Below are 18,533 nucleotides of genomic sequence, written 5' to 3'. Positions count from 1 at the left end.
AATACATGTCTCATCATATGCCGTACTTACCCTACAGGATCGGCGGCATCCTGATTGACTCTTCGGCAGATCACGATCATTCCTTAAATCCATTGTGTCAAATCGCTCAGTCATATATACATCGAGATAGCCTGAGGAGGAATTAATTGAAAACAAAATGGAATATATTGCTGTTTACTGCAACTCTGGCCTGTACCGTCGTGATCCTGTCGACGACATTGGCCATGGCAGCCCCCCCCCACCCGAAAGTCGAAGAACGCCCGAAGATCGGGCTGGCTCTCAGTGGTGGAGGTGCCCGGGGCGCGGCTCATATCGGAGTACTCAGGGTACTGGAGAAGTACCGCATCCCCATTGACTATATCGCGGGGACAAGTATGGGTTCCATCGTCGGAGGCCTTTACGCTACCGGAATGTCAGTAGATGAGCTCGAGGAGACAGTCACACGTATCGACTGGGCGGACGCCTTCGTCGAGAATATCCCCCGGGTGGACCGGACCTTTCGCCGCAAGAGGGACGACGATTTCTACCTGGTCAAGAACAAACCCGGGCTGACCGGAATGAAACTGAGATTTCCGAGGGGACTACTCGATGGCCAGAAGATCGACCTCCTCTTGAAAAGATACACTATGCCGGTAATGATGATAAGGGATTTCGACGATTTCGCTATTCCTTACCGCGCCGTGTCGGCCGACCTTGTCACCGGTGAGACTGTGGTGACCAGCCAAGGCGACCTGGCACGAGCTATGAGAACAAGCATGTCTCTTCCGGTCATCTTCGCTCCAAAGGAAATAGACGACATGCTTCTCATAGATGGCGGCGTGAGTTGTAACCTTCCTATCGATGTCGTTCGCCAGATGGGCGCCGATATCGTCATCGCGGTCGATATAAGCACCCCCCTGCAGAGCATCGAGGAACTTAGTTCTGTGATGGCCGTCACCGATCAGCTCACCGGAATTTTGACAAGGCGTAACACCGACATTCAGATCGCTTCATTAAACATTGATGATATCTTCATAAAACCAGAGCTCGGAGACATAACGACAGGCTCGTTCGAACGCGCCGGGGAAGCTATTCCTACTGGTGTCACAGCTGCTGAAGCGGTTTCCGACAAACTCACCCTTCTTTCGATGTCTGAAGATGATTATGAAAATCATCTGGCCGGTCGCGAGCAGACCTGGTCCGTTCCGGTCATTGATGGAATAAAGCTTGTGAACAGATCCCGGATCTCCGACCGTGTGCTCATCTCTATGATCAATGTCGAAAAAGGACAGCCTCTCGACATCGACATGCTCGAACGGGACCTGGCTCGGATCTACGGACTCGAGCTGTTCGAATCGGTCTATTACGATATTACCAGGAAGCATGGTGCCTGTTTGCTGACGATCACCGCGCAGGAAGCGTCCTGGGGCCCGAACTACATTCAGTTCGGAGCGGCCGTTTATGAGGATTACGAAAGTCCGAACTTCAATCTCGCAGCCGCCTACACCCGCACAGCGATCAATTCCCGGAATGGCGAATGGCGTTTCGGTGTCCAGATAGGACAGGAACCGGGCATATTCGCCGAGCTCTATCAACCGCTCGACTTCAAGCTTCGCAATTTCATTCAGCTGCGGGCCTCATTCGGTGAGTGGGCTATTAATGCATTCGACGCCAACAGCAACCTGTTGGCGGAGTGGGGAATGAAGCGTTACGGCATCGAAGTGTCAAGCGGACGAGAGCTTGGAGCCTGGGGAGAGATCCGTGTGGGGGTGATCCGGGATATGGGCAAGATGGAAATACAGGCGGGCGACCCAGCCGTCCCCGACTATAAATTTGACTCAAGCAGACTTTTTCTACAGTTCTTTGCAGATGAGATGGATGATCTGAAATTTCCCCTTTCCGGGCGTACCCTGCGGGTGAGGCTCTCCGCCGACTTCGAAGCTCTTGGCTCTGATCAGGAATTCGAACAGGGAACTATCGAGGGGACTTTCGCTAAATCTATTGGACAAAATACCGGCCTGCTGGGTGGGCAACTCGCGGTTACCAACCATGGCAACGCGCCGATACAGAACCGGTTCAACCTGGGAGGGTTCACGAGGCTGTCTGGCCTGGAGCGTAACGAACTTACAGGCCAGAACGCGGGCCTGATATACGGCGCCTTTTACAGAAAGATCGGGACTATATTCATTCTACCTGTCTTCGCCGGCCTTTCCCTTGAGTATGGCAATGTCTTTCAGGACAGGAAAGACATCGATCTCGCGAACGGAATCGTCGCCGGCAGTATCTTTCTGGGGCTCGACAGCTATATAGGTCCGATCTACATCGGGTGGGGATTTGCCGAAGCGGGACGGAATAATTTCTATCTCATCCTCGGGCAACCAATGATCCATCGCCGGGCAGGGTTTTTGAACAGGTGATCTGGCGGTTCCACACTGCCAGCATTTTCAATAGACGAATGGAAGCAGCTTCCCTGTAGATTCCATGTACTTACGGTAAGTGTCTCCATATTCTTCGATCAGCATCTTCTCCTCGAGTTTGATCCTGTGCAGGACCAGAGGAACAAGCCCGGCCAGGATCAGAAAGCCATACAGGGTCCAGACAAACACCGGGACACCAAAGGAAACGATGATGCTTCCCAGATAGATCGGATGTCGTATGAACCTGAATATACCATGTGTGACGAGCCGATGATCTTCCCTTATTTCCAGGGTCGAGGAGTAGGACCGGCGGAGCGTAAATGCGGCGACCAGATTGATCGTCAATCCTATGATGACCATGCTGATTCCCACGATACTATTCATCGAGAATATATTAATGTCCTGCTGACGCCTGACCAGTTCCCATGCACAGAAAAGCATGCCCGTGCTGTAGACAAGGAATGCGGGGATAAGGAAAGTGATCTGGTCTTTTTTCTTTGAGTTTCGCACGGCACCCTTTCTCAATAAATCTGTTCCAACGCTTCCTTAACTTCAGTGATCGATTATGATTTTATCACTACTTGCTTCTCTGTCTATTGTCCCTGAAATAGGATGATGTTCTTTCGTTGAGAACTGCCCTGTCCAACTCCCTGGCGTTGATGAGACTTGTTGGATCGAGGTTTCTCACTGAATCGATCCGTGCACCAATGAGCAGTGCGTTATCGAAATTGGTGTCACCGAGTTTAGCGCCGGCAAAGATTGCCGCGGTAAGATCTGCATTTCTCAGATTCGCTCCGGTCAGATCCGCCCTGCGCAGGTTGGCACGCCGAAGCGATGCATCGCTGAGATCGGCGTTTCTCAGGTTTGCTCCTGTCAGGTTCGCGTCAACAAAGGTCATCCCGCTGAGGTCCGCAGATTCCAGATTCACCTCCTGCAACGACTTGCCGTTTACCATAAGAAATTCCAGAGCAGTCCTTCTGGCCGACGAAACCCGAACCCCAGCCTCCGCATCTATCAATACCCTGGCCTGCTCAAGCCGTTCCTCAAAATTCTGAATATCCATATAAGAATTTACCCACGTCATGATCGCTATTATCGCCACGATGACGATTGGGATGCTGGCGGCAGCTATCCATCGCGTCCTGCGTTTAACTTTTTTGGTCTCGTCCTTCGCGGACACGGCATCCTGCCTGACCTTGTCGATCTCGTTCGGGTCCGACGTGGCGACCAGGGCTGTCCAATCGAGATCTTTCTCGATCAGCCTGGCAAGCCTGCCGTACGCAGCGCTGATGCTTGTCGGGTTATGTATCTCACTTTCATTCTCGACGACAGGCAGCCTCTCACCAAAACTCCAGTTTGCCACATAAGGTATAAACAGCTTATTCAGCGCTTCCCGAGGTTCCACGCCTCTCGGCAACCAGTTTCGGTAATACTCCGACATCTCTTCGGCGAAGATGTTCTTCCATTCCTGTGACCTGTCGTATTCGTTGTATACCTCGTCTCTGCTGGGCACGGGTACTCCGACAAGCTTGCTCCGATTCACGGGCAACTGCGACTGCACCTTCCGCGCCCTCGCCATCACACGCTTGATACCGTCGATATTCTGACGGTTGGTGACGAATAAAAGGATCAGTACGTCTGGAAGGATCACCGTGCAGATATCCCCGATATCGTTTATCCCGGTCCTGCTGTCGATAAGTACGAAATCATATTCGCCTATCCATTCGTTTCTTATATCGTTCAGGTAGTTCCCGATACTATGTTCTTCGAAAAGCCTGGGCCAGTCGAGGCTGAGCAGCTTTGCCCGGTAATCATCATCCCTTTTTCCGGCAGTTATGATATCCAGTGAACTACCGAGAATATCGATCTCGATGACACAATCTCGCCAATCCAGCTTCTGGGCGCCAGTCCTGCTGAGAAGGAGATCGACTACACCTGGGATCCTGGCCGGGTCGCCATTCATCGACACCGGTGTTCTGTTGAAGAATATCTCAAGCCCGGGAGCCTCGAGATCCCAATCGACTATGAGGACTTTATGCCCCCATTTCGCCAGCAGTGCTGCAACATTCACCATGGTCATCGACCTGCCGACTCCACCCTTGTAGGAATAGAACGTGTATACCCTTCCCATTCTCTGATTTTTCTTCATGATCTACACCGTTATCCGTTCAATTTTTTTGGGTTCCTGTACATCCTGTTCCTCGATTATGATTATCGGGAAGTCGTCCCGGTATTCGGGCGCGTTTTTGATCGCCTCGGCTATCTCTTTCGCGAATTCCTTCAATTTCTTCTCGAACTCGAAACCGTCCTCGCTCTTCCAGAAATAAGCCATGGTCGAATTAAATTCGGTGAAATCCCTGGATTGAAGATTCCTGGCTTCTTCGGGGAAACTATCCCCATCATGATACCTCGCTGGGAGAATAATCGGTGAATCCTGCTTGATTATCTTATCCCGCTCCCGGAACGAAGCCCATTCCGAAAGGCACCATCTCGAATGGAAATAATCAGGCGACCAGATACCGACGAGACATTTCGAGTTTCTCAGGCTCTTCTCGATAATCTGTTTCCATTTATCGCCTGTCTTGATGTCTTCCGTGTCCATGAATATCCGGATTTTGGTCACGTTCAATTCCTGTCTGATCCAGTATTCCAGAAGAACTTTTACTTTTTCGTGCCATTCCCTGGTGAGTTCGTCACGCTTGTAACTGAAAAATACGTCGTATTCATAATCCGCCATATTCCACCTGCTTATCTAAATAACAGCTTCAGAATTAATCAAATATCTCCCCGGTCCTGATTACAACACTGCGAGCCCCGCGCTCCTCAGCGATCTTTACCATGTGTGAGGTTCCACCCGGACCATCGCCCTCTTCCTCTCCATCCCAGAGAGCGAGAAAGGTGACATCACCAGCAGCATCGTCAAGCCCGTTGAGCAGGAGCCAGAGATTGCTTCTCTCCCAGATCGAGTAATCCTTCTTTTCCATCAACCGCCCCGGGAGTTCTTTCTCTTGAGACATGATCACCATGTCTCCTTTCGTCGCGTGCTCGTCACAGAGTTTTCTGAAGCGGCGACTCCAGTCTGTTCCGGCATGTTGCACCGATGCTTCATTGTATTTATCTGGAGGTAATGTCAGAAACAGTCTGGTACTTATCCCGAGCTCTTTGCATACTTCGTGAAATAGAATGTCCCCGCCACATGCGCCTCCGGCATAACCGACGAGTTCTCCTTCCGATTCATCCCTGATCCCGGCAACCGTTTTTCTGATCGCTTCTCTCGCGGCGGACTCCCTTTCTGGAGGGAATCTCGATATCGTCCTGTCGGGCCTGTCGATCATATGCCCGGTGAATACTATGATTTCCATATTTACGGAATCCGCCTCCTTGCCCGGCAACTAATCCTTAACCACCAGTTTCGGTCAGGGCATGAAAGGACCGAAGTGATCGAGCTTCACTTCTCTGGCCACCGCTTTCCCGATGCGGGTAAGATTTTTCATCTCTTTGATCGAATCAAGTTTGCAGACCTTTTCAGGATCGATATCCTGTAAGGCAAGCCCGGCCAAGCCTTCTTCGCTTAATTCCGCATTGTAGCGCATATACAGGAAATCCCTGCCAAGATTTTGCGAAAGTGGTATCAGCCTGCCGCTATCATCTCTGGGTATCATGTCCCCCAGTTCCCTGTCGACCGGACTTCCCCATGTGCATCGCCCTACCGTCCTGCAATTGATGTCCTGGTTGATCGACATCACGTACATCAGATTGCCGGGAGCATTTTTCCCGGCCGAAAGAAGGTTCCCGTATGGCGAGCCATCCGATTCTTTCGGAGCCGATCCTGTACCGACCGATACGACAAGCATTTTTTCCTCACCCTTTTCCCAGGTCAGCTTGTACGGAGGCGAAACAGCCATCCGGTACATCAGGAAGGATGGGTTGTTGTACGGCGTCACTCCTCCGTCCACAAACACGAACGACTTGTCCGGGTCCTTCGAATCCCACTGCAGGACTTCGGGAGGAAAGTATACCGGAGCTGCAGTGCTGGCTCTGACCAGTTGCCAGAGTGGAATGCGAAGGTTGCAGTCAGGCCTTGAAGTGTCGTTGTATTTGGCCATTGGATTGCTGCTTATCGGCCATGGTGAATCGGTAGAAACGTTCTGGGTGACTACGAGCAGCAGGCATTTCAGATATTCTGGGCTGAGATCGGTGTCCTTCCCAAAGACACTCCTGAGCTGTTTCGCCAGTGGTTCATCCTCGTATTTGTATTTCAACCTTTTCAGGATGAAAGACTTGTCGAAAATCTTCGGCCCCATATCGCTGTAGAACTCGATCATCTCATCGGCGCTCATACCCAGCGCCAGCCCTGCAGCTATTATCGAACCAGTACTCGTTCCACCAATATAATCGAAGTAATCGCAGAGCCGGAATTCATCCCCTTTGCCACTTTTCCCCCTCAGTTGACGCTCTATCTCCGCTATGATCTGGAGCGTCAGGACCCCCCGGATCCCTCCTCCATCGAGTGAAAGTATCTTTCTTGGCGCTGATTTCTCGTAACGCTGCGCAAGTGGTCCCCATACTGACATCTCGATCTCCCCCCAATAAATACAGGTCTAGGTTATCCGCGAAAATTTATACAAAAATCCGTCTATACCAGTACCGTGATACTGGTTTTCCTGCATCCCCATTATTGTAATACCCATCATGAACGGCATCCAGTCAGCGCGCATACCCTGGATCTGGAGATATTTGTTGACCTGGTTGTACCCCCACTGTCCCTGCGCTTCCATGTTCAGACCTATCGCCGGCACCTGCTGAAGACAGGAAAATGAACCGTCAGGATTGATATTAAGTGATATGAAGCTGTTCATCGCATCGCTCACATACACGGCCCACTGGCCGACAGGCTGAAATTCAGCAGGTTGTGGGAGTGGTTGGACTTCTTCCATGTCATCGGACTTCTCCAGGCTCGTCAACTCAGCGAGGTCAATAAAGAACTCGCATTCTTCCACTCTGTCCTGCCGGTCTATCTTCCCGAACATCCTCTTCGCTTCTCCGAGTTGTTCCTTGTTATAGTCGCCCCTCGAGATAGCAAGCAGCATCGTCGCTTCAGCGATGTGAAACTGCTCCCTGTCGTTTTTAGGTGTCTTGAGGAGATCCTGTATTTTATAAAGGAGCCTTTCCTCGTCAGTCGGGTCGTCCGGGGTCAGATCGATCAACAACTTTGCTTTCTCCAGAAGGATCTCTGTGTTCTCGGGAACAAGCTCACCCGCTTTTTCAAGCACCCGGTACGCTTCCTTCTGTTTCTTCAACAATACCTTGTTTTTCTTTTTTTCAGGCGCGTTCTCGTCCGCCTTCATCCTGTTCGCTTCCTGGATCAGGAGTTTCGCCTTTTGAACAAGAAGCTCGATCCTGGAAATCTCTACATTCTCAACACGGATATCGTTCACTTCCCGACCTTTTTCACCGAGCTTATCCATGACCTCAAGGTTCGTGTCGATGACCTCGATGACCTCTCCAGCATCTTCGACAGTCCTGTTTGCTTCAATGCCCCCTATCTTGGACTCTGTCGTATCTGACATTTTCTTTATCGTCTTTATTTTGTCTTTGGCCTTCTCCGACGCATTTCTGATGTCTACGATCTTATCATCCTTGCTGCCTGTAGATTCAACTGGCTTTGTCTCCAGAGTTTTTTTCACAGCTTCGAGCAACATATCCAGTTCTGTCTTATCGTGTTTATCAGGCCATCCCACAATATTCGAAGCCTGAATTATCTCTGCGAAATATGGGATCTCTACATCCTCGATCAATGCCTGCAGAAGGGTCCTCTTCTTGATGCCATACAATGCTTCACTCAGGACATTATCCGACTTGATAGATTTTTCCGACCACAGGACGAGTACGAGCCTGGTTTCGCGAAGCCCTGTCGCGATCTCTCTTAACCAGACATCTCCGGGCAGAAGCCTCTTGTCCCACCAGACGTCATATCCTTTTTTTGTCAACAGTTCCGCGATCTTGCCGACCTTATCCCGGTCAGAACGTGAATAGCTGATAAAAACGTCACTCATATTGTTCGCCCCCAGGTCATTAGATGTTTAATATCTGCTCCCAGTGTAGAGAAACCTGCGCATTCGATTATTCATTTCCTTTCATCCAACACCTTGCGGAACAACTCTTCGCCTCCCCTCCTGGAAAACAGCTTCCAGAAATCGATGCTGACCCCGATTACAGGACCATGAGAGTTAGATGCGAAATCATGCCAGAGGATGCTCAGGCTCAGATGGGGAAACTGGCTATAGAGGTCGGCGTGTCCAAAATGAACCGTCAACCCCGTTCCCAGACCTAATTCATCATCCTGTGGTATGGACACAGTAAAGGAGCTCCCCAGGAACCAGTTGCGTTCATCGCCAAGGTAACGGACAAATCCTAAACCGTGGATGGCGATAGAACTTTCGGTCTGCGTCGTGCTCGAATTGCGGATGTCGATAACGGTCGCCGCTTCGGGATGGACGACGACCAGCTGCCAGACTGGTGGGCGGGACCACGAGAAATCGACGATGTGACTGTTCAGCAGGAATTCCCATGGATACTGTGAAAACCCTTTTGAGAGGTATGTATCCCAGGCCTTGTTGATCTGTCCCAGACGCTTCACGGTAACATCGAGTTGCTCCACGTATGCAGCATTAAAAAGGTGAAGGATACGATTGCATACGACTCGCACTTCTATGGCCTGGGGCAAGGTAGCAAAATAGACAAAAGGCATAAAGGAAAGATCCCCTTGAGTGGTCGACAGGACGATTTGAGTAGGCTTACCAGCAAAGAGGATCGTGGTACTGCTGACAATGGACTCAGTAGCTCCTTCCACAGATGATCCCCGCCATCTACTGCCTATAATCTGAAAATTGTTGAGGCCGATTTTCTCGCGGACACTTTCCCAGGTCGCAAGTCTCTGGGGCGTTTCCGCCAGCTGGTCAGCAAAAGATGCTATCAGGCTATCGAGCTCCCGGGTGAGACTGGCTCGAATACGCGGCCCGTTACCTTCTTCGAAGTTGGGGCTGTGTGCCAGGACCTTCTTTATTCGAATGATCTCCTGGACGATCTCCACAAGCGTTTGAGGCTCCACAAACTCGCTGTAGGCCTTAACCAGCGGAGATTGTTCCCACTCTGCCCCACCTCCAGAAAAAACGTCGCCTAAGGAATCGAAGCCAGGGTGAGTGTTCACACTTGACAGATCCAATCGAACCCAACTGCTGTCAGGAAACACAGGCTCATTATCCTCGGCATGTACGAGAAACGGCACGGCAGCCAACAGCAGCCCGATACACAGCGATTTTGTCAGTGTTATCATTGCAGCTCCTTATAGGTCTTGACCAGAAATTCTGCCAGCTCCCTGGTATTCAGCTTCCTGTCAAAGTCGCCGTTGAGCAGATCCCTCAGCTGGGCAAACTCATTGGCTGCCTGGTTGGGGTAGTCCCGCTCGAACTCATTCATCGACTGTGCTACTTCCGCCGCGGTACCGAAGGTGTCTCTCTGCAGTACACTCCGGAGGAAAGGGATATGGACATGAGGGTTGGCCATATAATGATCGATGTTGTGTATTTCCTTCTGCTGGTCAAATCGAATTGTTTCGATGTCGAGGTACGATGAGAAAGGCCAGTCAGCAGGGGCAAATCGCCGGGGCCAGGATACCGGGTCGACACGGTGATAGACATTGGCGTACCGCATGCATATCGCCGAAGGTCGCGTTCCCGATTTCATGTTTGAAGTGTAGGGAGCGTACTCTTCGATAGGCACATCGTCGCTGATCCTGGTGTATGTCCTGAAAAGCCTGCTGGTATTCGAGATCATGAACACCGACCGCCATTTGTGATGCTTCGAGTCGAAGGCTCCTCCATGGATATGCCCGGCATAACGCAGGCTGACAAGGGCATCGTGGCTGACGCTGGTACCCAGGCTGTGGGCCAGGACATGGGACGTATTGACACCGTTGTTCTCATCATACATCTTGCGGGCTCCTGCCGCGAGCTGCTCGACCACCTTCGCAATGGCGGCCCCCCGGGCCTGGGGAAAGGCGTACCACAGGATCGCGTCGAGGACATTATCCCAGAAAAACGCCGTCAGTCCGTTATCCTCCGTTTCATTGTCGGCGACCCACTCGAAGGCCTTTCTCAGCCCGGGGTTGGCGATGATGTCGTTATTGCCAAGTGCCTCTGCCAGTCCTCCCCATTTGCTGCGGAATCCCTCGAAGACGGAGTCATAGCTGATCGGCACAAAGGCAAGTTGCTGATCAAGATCACCATCAGTCATGGAGTTGAAAGGAGAATATTTCTTAAGCGCGTTGAGGATCGCCGCCTTCCAGGGCTTCGACCATTCTCCTTCCTGATGACGACCGATTCCATGGACAAGGAATACATATTTGCGGGACATGGGATCTCCTTTCGCAATAATAATCCATGCACATACTCATAGACGCATCGTATCTTCAGTAATTCACCCGGTCGCGCAATTTGCAGGTACGGTCCAACCAATGCCAATTTTCCTGGCCGAAGATTATTTGTTGTCAGATTGCCCCTCTGGCAAGAGTGCCTGTTATTGTAGACCTGCTGTCTTGAGAGTCAAGAAGATTAGTTGGAAATCATGTCAATTAACTCCTTTTTTTGTACCAGGTTGACGATGTATCAGCCGTAAACAAAAGTTGACAGTTTTTGCTGGTATCTAGTGAGATGTCCAGGGAACACCAGCTCGCCCGGGATGCCCCCGTTTGCCGTTGACATAAAAAGATAAGGTACGCTGTGTTTTTTGGAAGCTACCCCAATATTTATATAGCCCTGTCCTGTCACGACAGCGGGACGGTGGAGATCATCGAGGTCGATCTGGACGATTTTCAGTAGGAGGGAAGATCGTTCTTATGAAATGAAAGCGGACGCCCTTTCAGGCACCCGCTTTGAAGATATCATTTTATGATGGCCATCAGCTTATCAGGCCGTCAGCTATTCTTTTTCCTGCGAAGGAAAGGAGCCAGGCCAAGAAGACCCAGACCCAGCAGACTCAGCGTTCCCGGCTCCGGCGTAGCGAAGTAACTCGAATCGTCATCCCATGCACTGGTGAAAGTCCTGCCGTTAGCGTCGACTCCGACTGCGTCGAAATGAGCCCAGTCGAATCCATTGACCACAACGTCCATCAGGATCTCGTCTCCCCAACCGGGGGAATGGATGAGCCCATGGTCGTAGCTCCATGCGTTGACCTGGTCGTTGTCTATCGAACCGATTGCATGGAAATTGAACTTGCCCAGAATTGCGGGAGGCAAATAGCGGACCGTCCAATCGGGATTCACGCCGACTGGAAGTGCGTCCCTGTACCGACCGAAGGAGTTTATCTCCACACCATTGATCCACACGGTCCCTGACTGGTTCCAGGGAACACTTATGGCGAGGTATGTTTCGAGGCGGTCATAGCTCGGCATCCCTACAGGGTTCACGGTACCGCTGACCGCGCTCGAGTTATCGGCCTCTCCCCAGTATCCGATCACTTTCAGATCGAACTGCTGGGAATTGGTGACCCAGGACCTCTGGTCCATAAGGCTATAAAAATTTGAGTATTCCGAATCGACGATATAGGTCTGAAGTCTCGGCACTGCAGACACAGATCCGGCAACAATCATGACCACAAGGACCAACAACCCTGTAATTACCTGCCTTTTCATCACTTACCCCCATAAGTGTCGGTATTTTTTGCATTTTGCACGATTTGGTTACCAATACACGCCTGTATCTGCATTTGTCATGCCATATGAATCCACTTTTAACATAGTGTTATTAAAGGAGTTATGAGTCGTAAAAAAGGCTAAATTATTTGCCCTGAAATAGTGTAAAATATTTCGACAGTGCCTGTGTTTATACTTTCGTGTTAAATCCTGCCTACGAAATCGGGGACAAAGAGGCTGATCACCCCGATGTCCCCGATGTCCCCGATGTCCCTGATGTCCCTGATGTACAGAATCTCCAGGATGTCCATGACATCCTGGATGTAATACTATTAATTATCCTTGTACTTGAACGACACTTTTACCTTGGCCCTGTACAGGTTGACCTTCCCGTCTTCCAGCTGCAGGTCCAGCTCGACTACCTCAGCGATACGAAGGTCCGCAAGAGACTTCGCGGCAGTCTCTACTGCTGCGGCTGCTGCTTTCTCCCAGGATTCGGTACTCGTCCCTACCAGTTCGATGATCTTGTACACGCTCTCACCCATTATCGTTCCTTTCTACAATGGCTGTTTGAAATGAAAAACATCCATTGGTCTATTGAGATAAAAATTGTCCGTGTGTGTGATAGTGAGACAAGCTCATCATATTGTCAAAGACAAAGTATCCTCTTTGTATCCTCTAACTCACAAGAAGTAGAATCGTAGAAATAAAGCCCACTTTTCCAATCACCGCTTGCCTGCGGGCAGACCACGAGTCGATCTCGAGAAAATTGATACTTATGCGGTCCAGCCGGATCTATTGTGTCCAGGCTACTCGTACGACTTGTACGCCCCATCGCTGATCGTGAAACATACCCTGTCAGCGATGACGTAGTTCATGATGCCGACCTGCAGGTTGCGGACCCTTGTCGCGTCATGCGTCCAGAGCCATTCTGCCGGGATCGTAAATCCCCTTGCATCGCTGCTGAGATTCTCCTGCGTGACCTCTACCAGGCTGAAATCGGCACGGCGCTCAAACCCTTCAACATAAATCACCTGCGGATCCTTCGTCGCCATCCAGTTGAGAGTCACATCGCTTTGCGGGAACAGAGATGTGGGGAGTGTGCAGTGCAGTTCGCTGACTGTCTCAAGATCTGTCTCAACGACCCTGCCGTTTATCTCGAATCTGAAACTGAATATTTCAGCATACGTTCTGTTGAAATAGGCGATATAGAAATCAGTGCCACCGTAATTAACATGCTGTAGGGGAACTGAAGCACCCTGAACGGACATGGCGACCGACTGGAAGGACTGCTGCTCGTCTTCGCAGGCGATGATTACATAAAACCGTTTCTCAGTAATGATCAGAGGCTGTGGGTCGGAATAAGACATCGCTATATAGAAATCGTAATCCGCCTCGTCTGGGCCCGTATCAATCTCAAAAACCGGTTCCGGATCAGGCTCCGGGCTGACCGGGTCTTCATTGCAAGCTACAATTGATGTCGTGAGGAGCAGTCCTAAAAACACTTGAAGAATAACGCGCATTATGCCACCTGCTTTTCAAGGATCCGAGACTTTATCCTGATTAATCTTTTGTGCCGCCGCGTTAAGCGCAGCACCGGAATTGTGAAAGGTGGGATCACAATCCTTGTCTATAAATATAATAGTTGCTGGAACCAAGTCAAGGTCAGCAAAGCAACAACCAACATTGGGCGTAGTTCTAACAAACGTAATACCCTCAACATCAAAGCATTTTTTTCTTCTCTGTAGCAGAAACGCTACAGAAAATGTAACGTCTCTGCTACAACAGCTATCACCTCAACAGCAACATCTTCTTCGTCTCTTCAAACTCGACTGTAGTGAGGCTGTAGAAATAGACTCCACTGGCGACAGGATTTCCCCGCCTGTCGCGTCCATCCCAGACTTCCTCGTAACGATCAGCGACACGATGTTCATTGATCAGTTCTGCAACGAGTCGTCCTCCGGCATCGTAGATCCGCAGGGTGACACGCCCCGCCACTCTGATCCCGAACTGGATCGTCGTCGTCGGATTGAAGGGGTTCGGATAATTCTGATCGACCCAGGACGACACAGGTGGCGGCGGATTGACATTATCTACCGAATACCCGCTATCGGGCGGAGAGGTCCAGAAAACGGCGGGCGCTGAGGATCTGGCCACGATCCTGTAGTGGTGATAATTTGGATCGACCAGATTCGAGTCTGCCGTCGTCACGTCGGTGTATGAATATGATGCAAGCTGGAACGCCTCGACCGTGCCGAGTAATGTCCACGTATAATCAGGATAAGAGAGAATGGACCGGTACACGTCGTACTCAGTGACCGCCGCGTATGGGTAGTCGTCGATACGCGCGGCATCCCAGGTCACTGTCACCTGCAGCCCCTCATCGTACGGGACATCTTCCACCGACGTTATATACGCCGAAGGGTAACCCCAGTACCCCTCGCTATCCATTCTCAACGCGTAGAGGTCCCAGTTGTATTCGATCGGTCGGTTATCCATCCACGAGAATATCGCACCCCCCTCTTCATCCTCCACCAGTCGGACATTCACCTGCATATCGGACACATCGGAGACCGGGATACCGTACGTCTCCCATAGAAGATTACCACTGCCATCGACCTTCTGCGCGTACACATCGTAGTTGCCGTACCTGTCGTCCTCCCAGGCGATGATCGCCCCGCCATCGGTGGATGGGGCCATCGCAGGATATTCCTGGTCGCCCAAAGCATCGCATATCACTACTCCACCGGAGGTCCACTGCGCCGCCCCGTTGAGATCAAGTCGCTGGGCATAGATGTTCCAGTGAGCGAACATCACCGCCCTGAAGTCGTGCCACGCGATTACTGCCCCTCCACTGCCATCGGGCACTAACTGCGGGGATCCCTGATCGCTGGCCTCGACACAGACCGCGACTCCACCCATCGCCCACAGCATCCAGCCACCGGCATCGATACGCTGAGCGTAAATATCTGTATGGGTAACGGCGCGATAATCGTTCCATGTCACGATCGCCCCGCCGCTGTCATCAGTAATGATCTGTGGAGTGTTCTGGTGCCCCGAACCCGTGCAGACAGGGACACCGTCTGGGGTCCACATCGTGACACCATCATACCGCACCCTCTGCGCATAGATGTCGGAGTTTACCACCGCACGAAAATCGGTCCAGGAGATGATCCCCCCGTGATTGCCGTCCGACACGATCACGACATTGAACTGGTCCTCGGCGGCACCACAGATGGCGACTCCATTCGCTGTCCACTGCACCACTCCCGACGAATCGACCCTCTGGGCATAAACGTCCCTGTTGCCCATCCGATCATCCCGCCAGGCGATGACCGCACCACCCTCGTCGTCCGGGACCGCTACCGGATATGTCTGGTCTCCGACTGCAGCAACGATTGAGATCCCAATGACGGTCCATAGCATATTACCTTCGGCATCGAGACGCTGCGCCCTGATATTATAATTACCGGCCGAATATTCGTGTGCATAGACGACGATCGCCCCACCGTCACCTACCGGGACGATATTTGTGTGCTGCTGATTATACGAGATCGTCATAGTGACGGGGACACCACCAGCCGCCCAGAGAGCGTTTCCGTATGCGTCGAATCTCTGGGCAAACACCGCATCGGCGGGCCCGGGCCTGTCGTCTGTCCAGGCGAGGAATGCCCCCCCGTTGCCGTCGGGCACCATGTGCTGCTCTCCCTGGTATCCATCGTATGCCGCTACAATAGTTCCGTCCTCGATCCACTGCGCCTCGGCTGGCAGGACGATGGCGGCGACGAATGTCAGGCAAAGAGCCGCTGCAAGTATTACTCTCCCTCTCATCTTTCCGGCCTCCTTGATATCTCGTTTATTATTCATCGCAAGATCACCATCTTTTTCCGGTCGGTGAATGATCCCGTGCGAAGGCTGTAGAAATAGACTCCGCTGGCCACTCCATGCCCCCGGTCGTCGGTGCCGTCCCAGCTTTCGTTGTAAATGCCGGGCTCGAGCCTTCCGCTGACAAGGGCCCGGATAAGCCTCCCGGAGACATCGTAGATCTTCAGTGTCACATTCGACGACTCTTTGAGGCCGAACTGGATAGTCGTCATCGGATTGAAAGGGTTGGGGTAGTTCTGAGAGAGATAACTCGCCGCGGGCATATCCGGAATGACATCACCGGTGATGTCACCAGAGCCGATCGAGTCGGGCTCACTCTCGTTTCCATTCATGTCTACCGCCGTTATCTTGTACGCGAACCCGCTGTACCATCTCCACTCCGCATCGAAATATGTAGTATCCTCAGTCGAAGTAAGAAGGAGATAAGCGCTGGCCGCACCGACATCGCCGGGGATACGGCTCATCGTCGGGTCATCCGGGTCGAGTCGATAGATGTTGTACTGGAGCAGATCGATCTCGGTATTACCGTCCCAGCTCAGTGACAGACCCTCCGGGTCAAAGCTCTGCTCGGCCTGGGCCCCCGAAGGCTGGCTCGGCGCGAGATTGTCGATCGAGTAGCCGCTGAGCGGTTCCGACTCCCAGAACAGTGCGGAGCGGTGTGTCATGACCATGAAATCATGGATCCCATCGTTCGTTGCTGAAGAATCATATAATGTCGTAGTAAAGAAAAAATAGGCCGCGCCTCCGTCAGATGGTTCTTCGCCCATGTATTCCCATCCGTAGGTCGTGCCGGCCACCTCTGTAAAATAATACCTCTTCCCGTCGCTTCCCGGAACTGTCTGCGGCCGATCGAGGTCGATCTTGCTGCCTGAGACCAGCTGCGCGACCATCGCCGGAGGAAGGCCTCGCCAGATCGTATATCGATCGACATCCTTCGGCCCTCCTGTGTCGAGCCGGGAGGCCTGCCACACGATGACCACATGACCACCCTGGTCGGCCGATATATCCTGGATGTCCGTGACCCTCGCCACCGGATATCCCCAGAGCCCGTTTCTCTCCAGGCGCTGGGCATATACATCACTGTATGTGCCGCCCCTGAAATCGTCCCAGGCTACGATGGCCCCACCATCACCGTCGGAGACGATAGTCGGCCTCGTCTGTTGCTCGGGGCTGTCCGTGCATAGCGAAGTGCCGTCCGACGCCCATGTCGTGAGCCCGTCCGTGTCGATATGCTGAATAAACAGATCTTCATCACCGAATCGTTCGTCCCGCCAGACGATGATCGCGCCTCCCGCCCCATCCGTTGTGATCTGCGGCTGGAATTGGTATCCGGGAATAGTGCTGATTCCCGTGCCGTTTGATCCCCATAGACTGTTCCCGTTCGGATCAAGTTTCTGAACGTATATGTCATTATCTGTCACCCGATTGTCCTGCCAGGTGATTATCGCGCCGTGCAGGCCGTCGCTCACTATCTCCGGATAGTACTGGTGTCCGGTCGCTCCGCAGACGACCACAGAGCTCGATCCCCAGAGGATGTTGCCGCCGAGGTCGAGACGCTGGGCATAAATATTGTAGTCGATCGTCCTTCCGTCCCTCCAGGTGACGATGACGCCGCCGTATCCATCGGAGACCAGACGGGGCGCACCACGTACGATACTGACCGCATCGACTGGAACACCGGAAGCCTCCCACAGTTTGTTGCTGTCCGAGTCAAGCATCTGCGTATAGATGCTCAGGGCCCCCGTTCGGTCATCGCGCCAGGCGACGATCGTGGTGCCGAGTCCGCTCTCGATGATCGCCGGGTAGAACTGATCTGCACCATCGGAGCAGACCTGCAGCCCCCCGGTAAACCATCCCGGACCAAGTAGCCCATCGGAGGAGATGCTCTGGACGTATATATCCCAGTCGCCGTTCCTGTCATCCGCCCAGACGATCACTGCCCCGCCACTGCCGTCCGGGACAAGTCGGGGATGATCCTGATAGTCTGTAGTAGTCACTATTCCGATCCCGTTATCGGCCCATTGAGTGATTCCATCAGCATCGATCTTTTGAGCGTAGACATCCCAGTTGATCGCGCGGTAATCCTCCCAGACGATAATGGCTCCGCCCGCACCGTCAGAGCAGAGGTGCGGCTGGCTCATGGAACCGGATGCTGTGCAGATTGGAACACCATCTATCGTCCAGACCGGGTTACCGTACGCGTCGATCTTCTGCGCGTAGATCCCCTGGTAGGCCCCGCGAGAATCCTCCCAGACGACGATCATCCCACCGGCCCCGTCGCTGATAGCTTCGCAGTAGTCCTGGTTGCGTAATTCCTCTGAGACGGGCGAACCGTCGAGCACCCACAGGGCCTGCGCGGGCTGCGCCACAAATGGCAGAGCCAGCAATATGAGTAATATGGTTGTTTTAATGAGTCTGTTCACAGGAACCTCCCCGGCATCTCAAGGTAGACCATCCCCGTCGGCTCCATGCTGAACGCACAGGCCCGACAAGGGTCGCTGCTGTTTACGATTGTTTATGTATAAAACCGGGGACGGGTGTGTCGGCTCAGGCGAGAATTA

The 18,533-nt window shown here is 52.3% G+C and carries 14 protein-coding genes; 1 reads left to right on the top strand and 13 read right to left on the bottom strand.

Annotation, left to right across the window (positions count from 1 at the left end):
• Positions 1 to 146: 146 nt before the first annotated feature.
• Complete coding sequence (locus tag KOO63_14195) at positions 147 to 2,396, top strand: patatin-like phospholipase family protein (protein ID MBU8922964.1); 2,250 nt, start codon at positions 147 to 149, stop codon at positions 2,394 to 2,396.
• A 27-nt stretch (positions 2,397 to 2,423) separates the two neighbouring features.
• On the opposite strand, the gene KOO63_14190 is transcribed toward KOO63_14195, so the two are convergent.
• The 13 genes from KOO63_14190 to KOO63_14130 form a co-directional block, all read right to left on the bottom strand.
• Entirely contained in the window at positions 2,424 to 2,906 is a 483-nt protein-coding gene (locus tag KOO63_14190; protein ID MBU8922963.1) for an isoprenylcysteine carboxylmethyltransferase family protein, read from the bottom strand.
• 67 nt (positions 2,907 to 2,973) lie between these two features.
• A complete protein-coding gene (locus tag KOO63_14185) occupies positions 2,974 to 4,545 on the bottom strand; it encodes a pentapeptide repeat-containing protein (GenBank protein MBU8922962.1) in 1,572 nt (523 codons plus the stop codon).
• A 3-nt stretch (positions 4,546 to 4,548) separates the two neighbouring features.
• Positions 4,549 to 5,133, bottom strand: coding sequence for a toll/interleukin-1 receptor domain-containing protein (locus tag KOO63_14180; protein ID MBU8922961.1), 585 nt, complete (start codon positions 5,131 to 5,133; stop codon positions 4,549 to 4,551).
• 34 nt (positions 5,134 to 5,167) lie between these two features.
• Positions 5,168 to 5,758, bottom strand: coding sequence for a hypothetical protein (locus KOO63_14175; protein ID MBU8922960.1), 591 nt, complete (start codon positions 5,756 to 5,758; stop codon positions 5,168 to 5,170).
• 54 nt (positions 5,759 to 5,812) lie between these two features.
• Positions 5,813 to 6,970, bottom strand: coding sequence for a patatin-like phospholipase family protein (locus KOO63_14170; protein MBU8922959.1), 1,158 nt, complete (start codon positions 6,968 to 6,970; stop codon positions 5,813 to 5,815).
• A gap of 27 nt (positions 6,971 to 6,997) precedes the next feature.
• On the bottom strand, positions 6,998 to 8,452 hold the full coding sequence (locus KOO63_14165; protein MBU8922958.1) for a toll/interleukin-1 receptor domain-containing protein: 1,455 nt from the start codon (positions 8,450 to 8,452) through the stop codon (positions 6,998 to 7,000).
• A 71-nt stretch (positions 8,453 to 8,523) separates the two neighbouring features.
• Positions 8,524 to 9,732, bottom strand: coding sequence for a hypothetical protein (locus KOO63_14160; GenBank protein ID MBU8922957.1), 1,209 nt, complete (start codon positions 9,730 to 9,732; stop codon positions 8,524 to 8,526).
• A complete protein-coding gene (locus KOO63_14155) occupies positions 9,729 to 10,811 on the bottom strand; it encodes a hypothetical protein (GenBank protein MBU8922956.1) in 1,083 nt (360 codons plus the stop codon). The genes KOO63_14160 and KOO63_14155 overlap by 4 nt, the downstream gene beginning before the upstream one ends.
• 559 nt (positions 10,812 to 11,370) lie before the next feature.
• On the bottom strand, positions 11,371 to 12,087 hold the full coding sequence (locus KOO63_14150; GenBank protein ID MBU8922955.1) for a choice-of-anchor N protein: 717 nt from the start codon (positions 12,085 to 12,087) through the stop codon (positions 11,371 to 11,373).
• Between the two features lie 332 nt (positions 12,088 to 12,419).
• Positions 12,420 to 12,632 (bottom strand): dodecin domain-containing protein, encoded by a 213-nt coding sequence (locus KOO63_14145; GenBank protein ID MBU8922954.1) that lies wholly within the window; start codon positions 12,630 to 12,632, stop codon positions 12,420 to 12,422.
• Positions 12,633 to 12,896: 264 nt separating this feature from the next.
• Positions 12,897 to 13,610 carry a hypothetical protein gene (locus KOO63_14140; protein MBU8922953.1) on the bottom strand — a complete coding sequence of 238 codons (714 nt, stop codon included), beginning with the start codon at positions 13,608 to 13,610 and terminating at the stop codon, positions 12,897 to 12,899.
• 268 nt (positions 13,611 to 13,878) lie between these two features.
• Positions 13,879 to 15,954: a T9SS type A sorting domain-containing protein gene (locus KOO63_14135; protein MBU8922952.1), complete on the bottom strand. Its 2,076-nt coding sequence runs from the start codon at positions 15,952 to 15,954 to the stop codon at positions 13,879 to 13,881.
• Positions 15,951 to 18,395 carry a T9SS type A sorting domain-containing protein gene (locus tag KOO63_14130; GenBank protein ID MBU8922951.1) on the bottom strand — a complete coding sequence of 815 codons (2,445 nt, stop codon included), beginning with the start codon at positions 18,393 to 18,395 and terminating at the stop codon, positions 15,951 to 15,953. The genes KOO63_14135 and KOO63_14130 overlap by 4 nt, the downstream gene beginning before the upstream one ends.
• Positions 18,396 to 18,533: the final 138 nt, after the last annotated feature.

It is taken from the genome of Candidatus Latescibacterota bacterium, assembly GCA_019038625.1.
In the GTDB taxonomy this organism is placed as follows: Bacteria; Krumholzibacteriota; Krumholzibacteriia; order Krumholzibacteriales; family Krumholzibacteriaceae; genus JAGLYV01.
Note: the sequence above shows the minus strand (reverse complement) of the source record. Positions and strands in the feature narration are given on the sequence as shown.

Bases quoted from the DNA above. Each gene is read 5' to 3' on its own strand.
- KOO63_14185 (MBU8922962.1), bottom strand. From the start codon at position 4,545: ATGAAGAAAAATCAGAGAATGGGAAGGGTATACACGTTCTATTCCTAC.
- KOO63_14180 (MBU8922961.1), bottom strand. From the start codon at position 5,133: ATGGCGGATTATGAATACGACGTATTTTTCAGTTACAAGCGTGACGAA.
- KOO63_14175 (MBU8922960.1), bottom strand. From the start codon at position 5,758: ATGGAAATCATAGTATTCACCGGGCATATGATCGACAGGCCCGACAGG.
- KOO63_14170 (MBU8922959.1), bottom strand. From the start codon at position 6,970: ATGTCAGTATGGGGACCACTTGCGCAGCGTTACGAGAAATCAGCGCCA.
- KOO63_14165 (MBU8922958.1), bottom strand. From the start codon at position 8,452: ATGAGTGACGTTTTTATCAGCTATTCACGTTCTGACCGGGATAAGGTC.
- KOO63_14160 (MBU8922957.1), bottom strand. From the start codon at position 9,732: ATGATAACACTGACAAAATCGCTGTGTATCGGGCTGCTGTTGGCTGCC.
- KOO63_14155 (MBU8922956.1), bottom strand. From the start codon at position 10,811: ATGTCCCGCAAATATGTATTCCTTGTCCATGGAATCGGTCGTCATCAG.
- KOO63_14150 (MBU8922955.1), bottom strand. From the start codon at position 12,087: ATGAAAAGGCAGGTAATTACAGGGTTGTTGGTCCTTGTGGTCATGATT.
- KOO63_14145 (MBU8922954.1), bottom strand. From the start codon at position 12,632: ATGGGTGAGAGCGTGTACAAGATCATCGAACTGGTAGGGACGAGTACC.
- KOO63_14140 (MBU8922953.1), bottom strand. From the start codon at position 13,610: ATGCGCGTTATTCTTCAAGTGTTTTTAGGACTGCTCCTCACGACATCA.
- KOO63_14135 (MBU8922952.1), bottom strand. From the start codon at position 15,954: ATGAATAATAAACGAGATATCAAGGAGGCCGGAAAGATGAGAGGGAGA.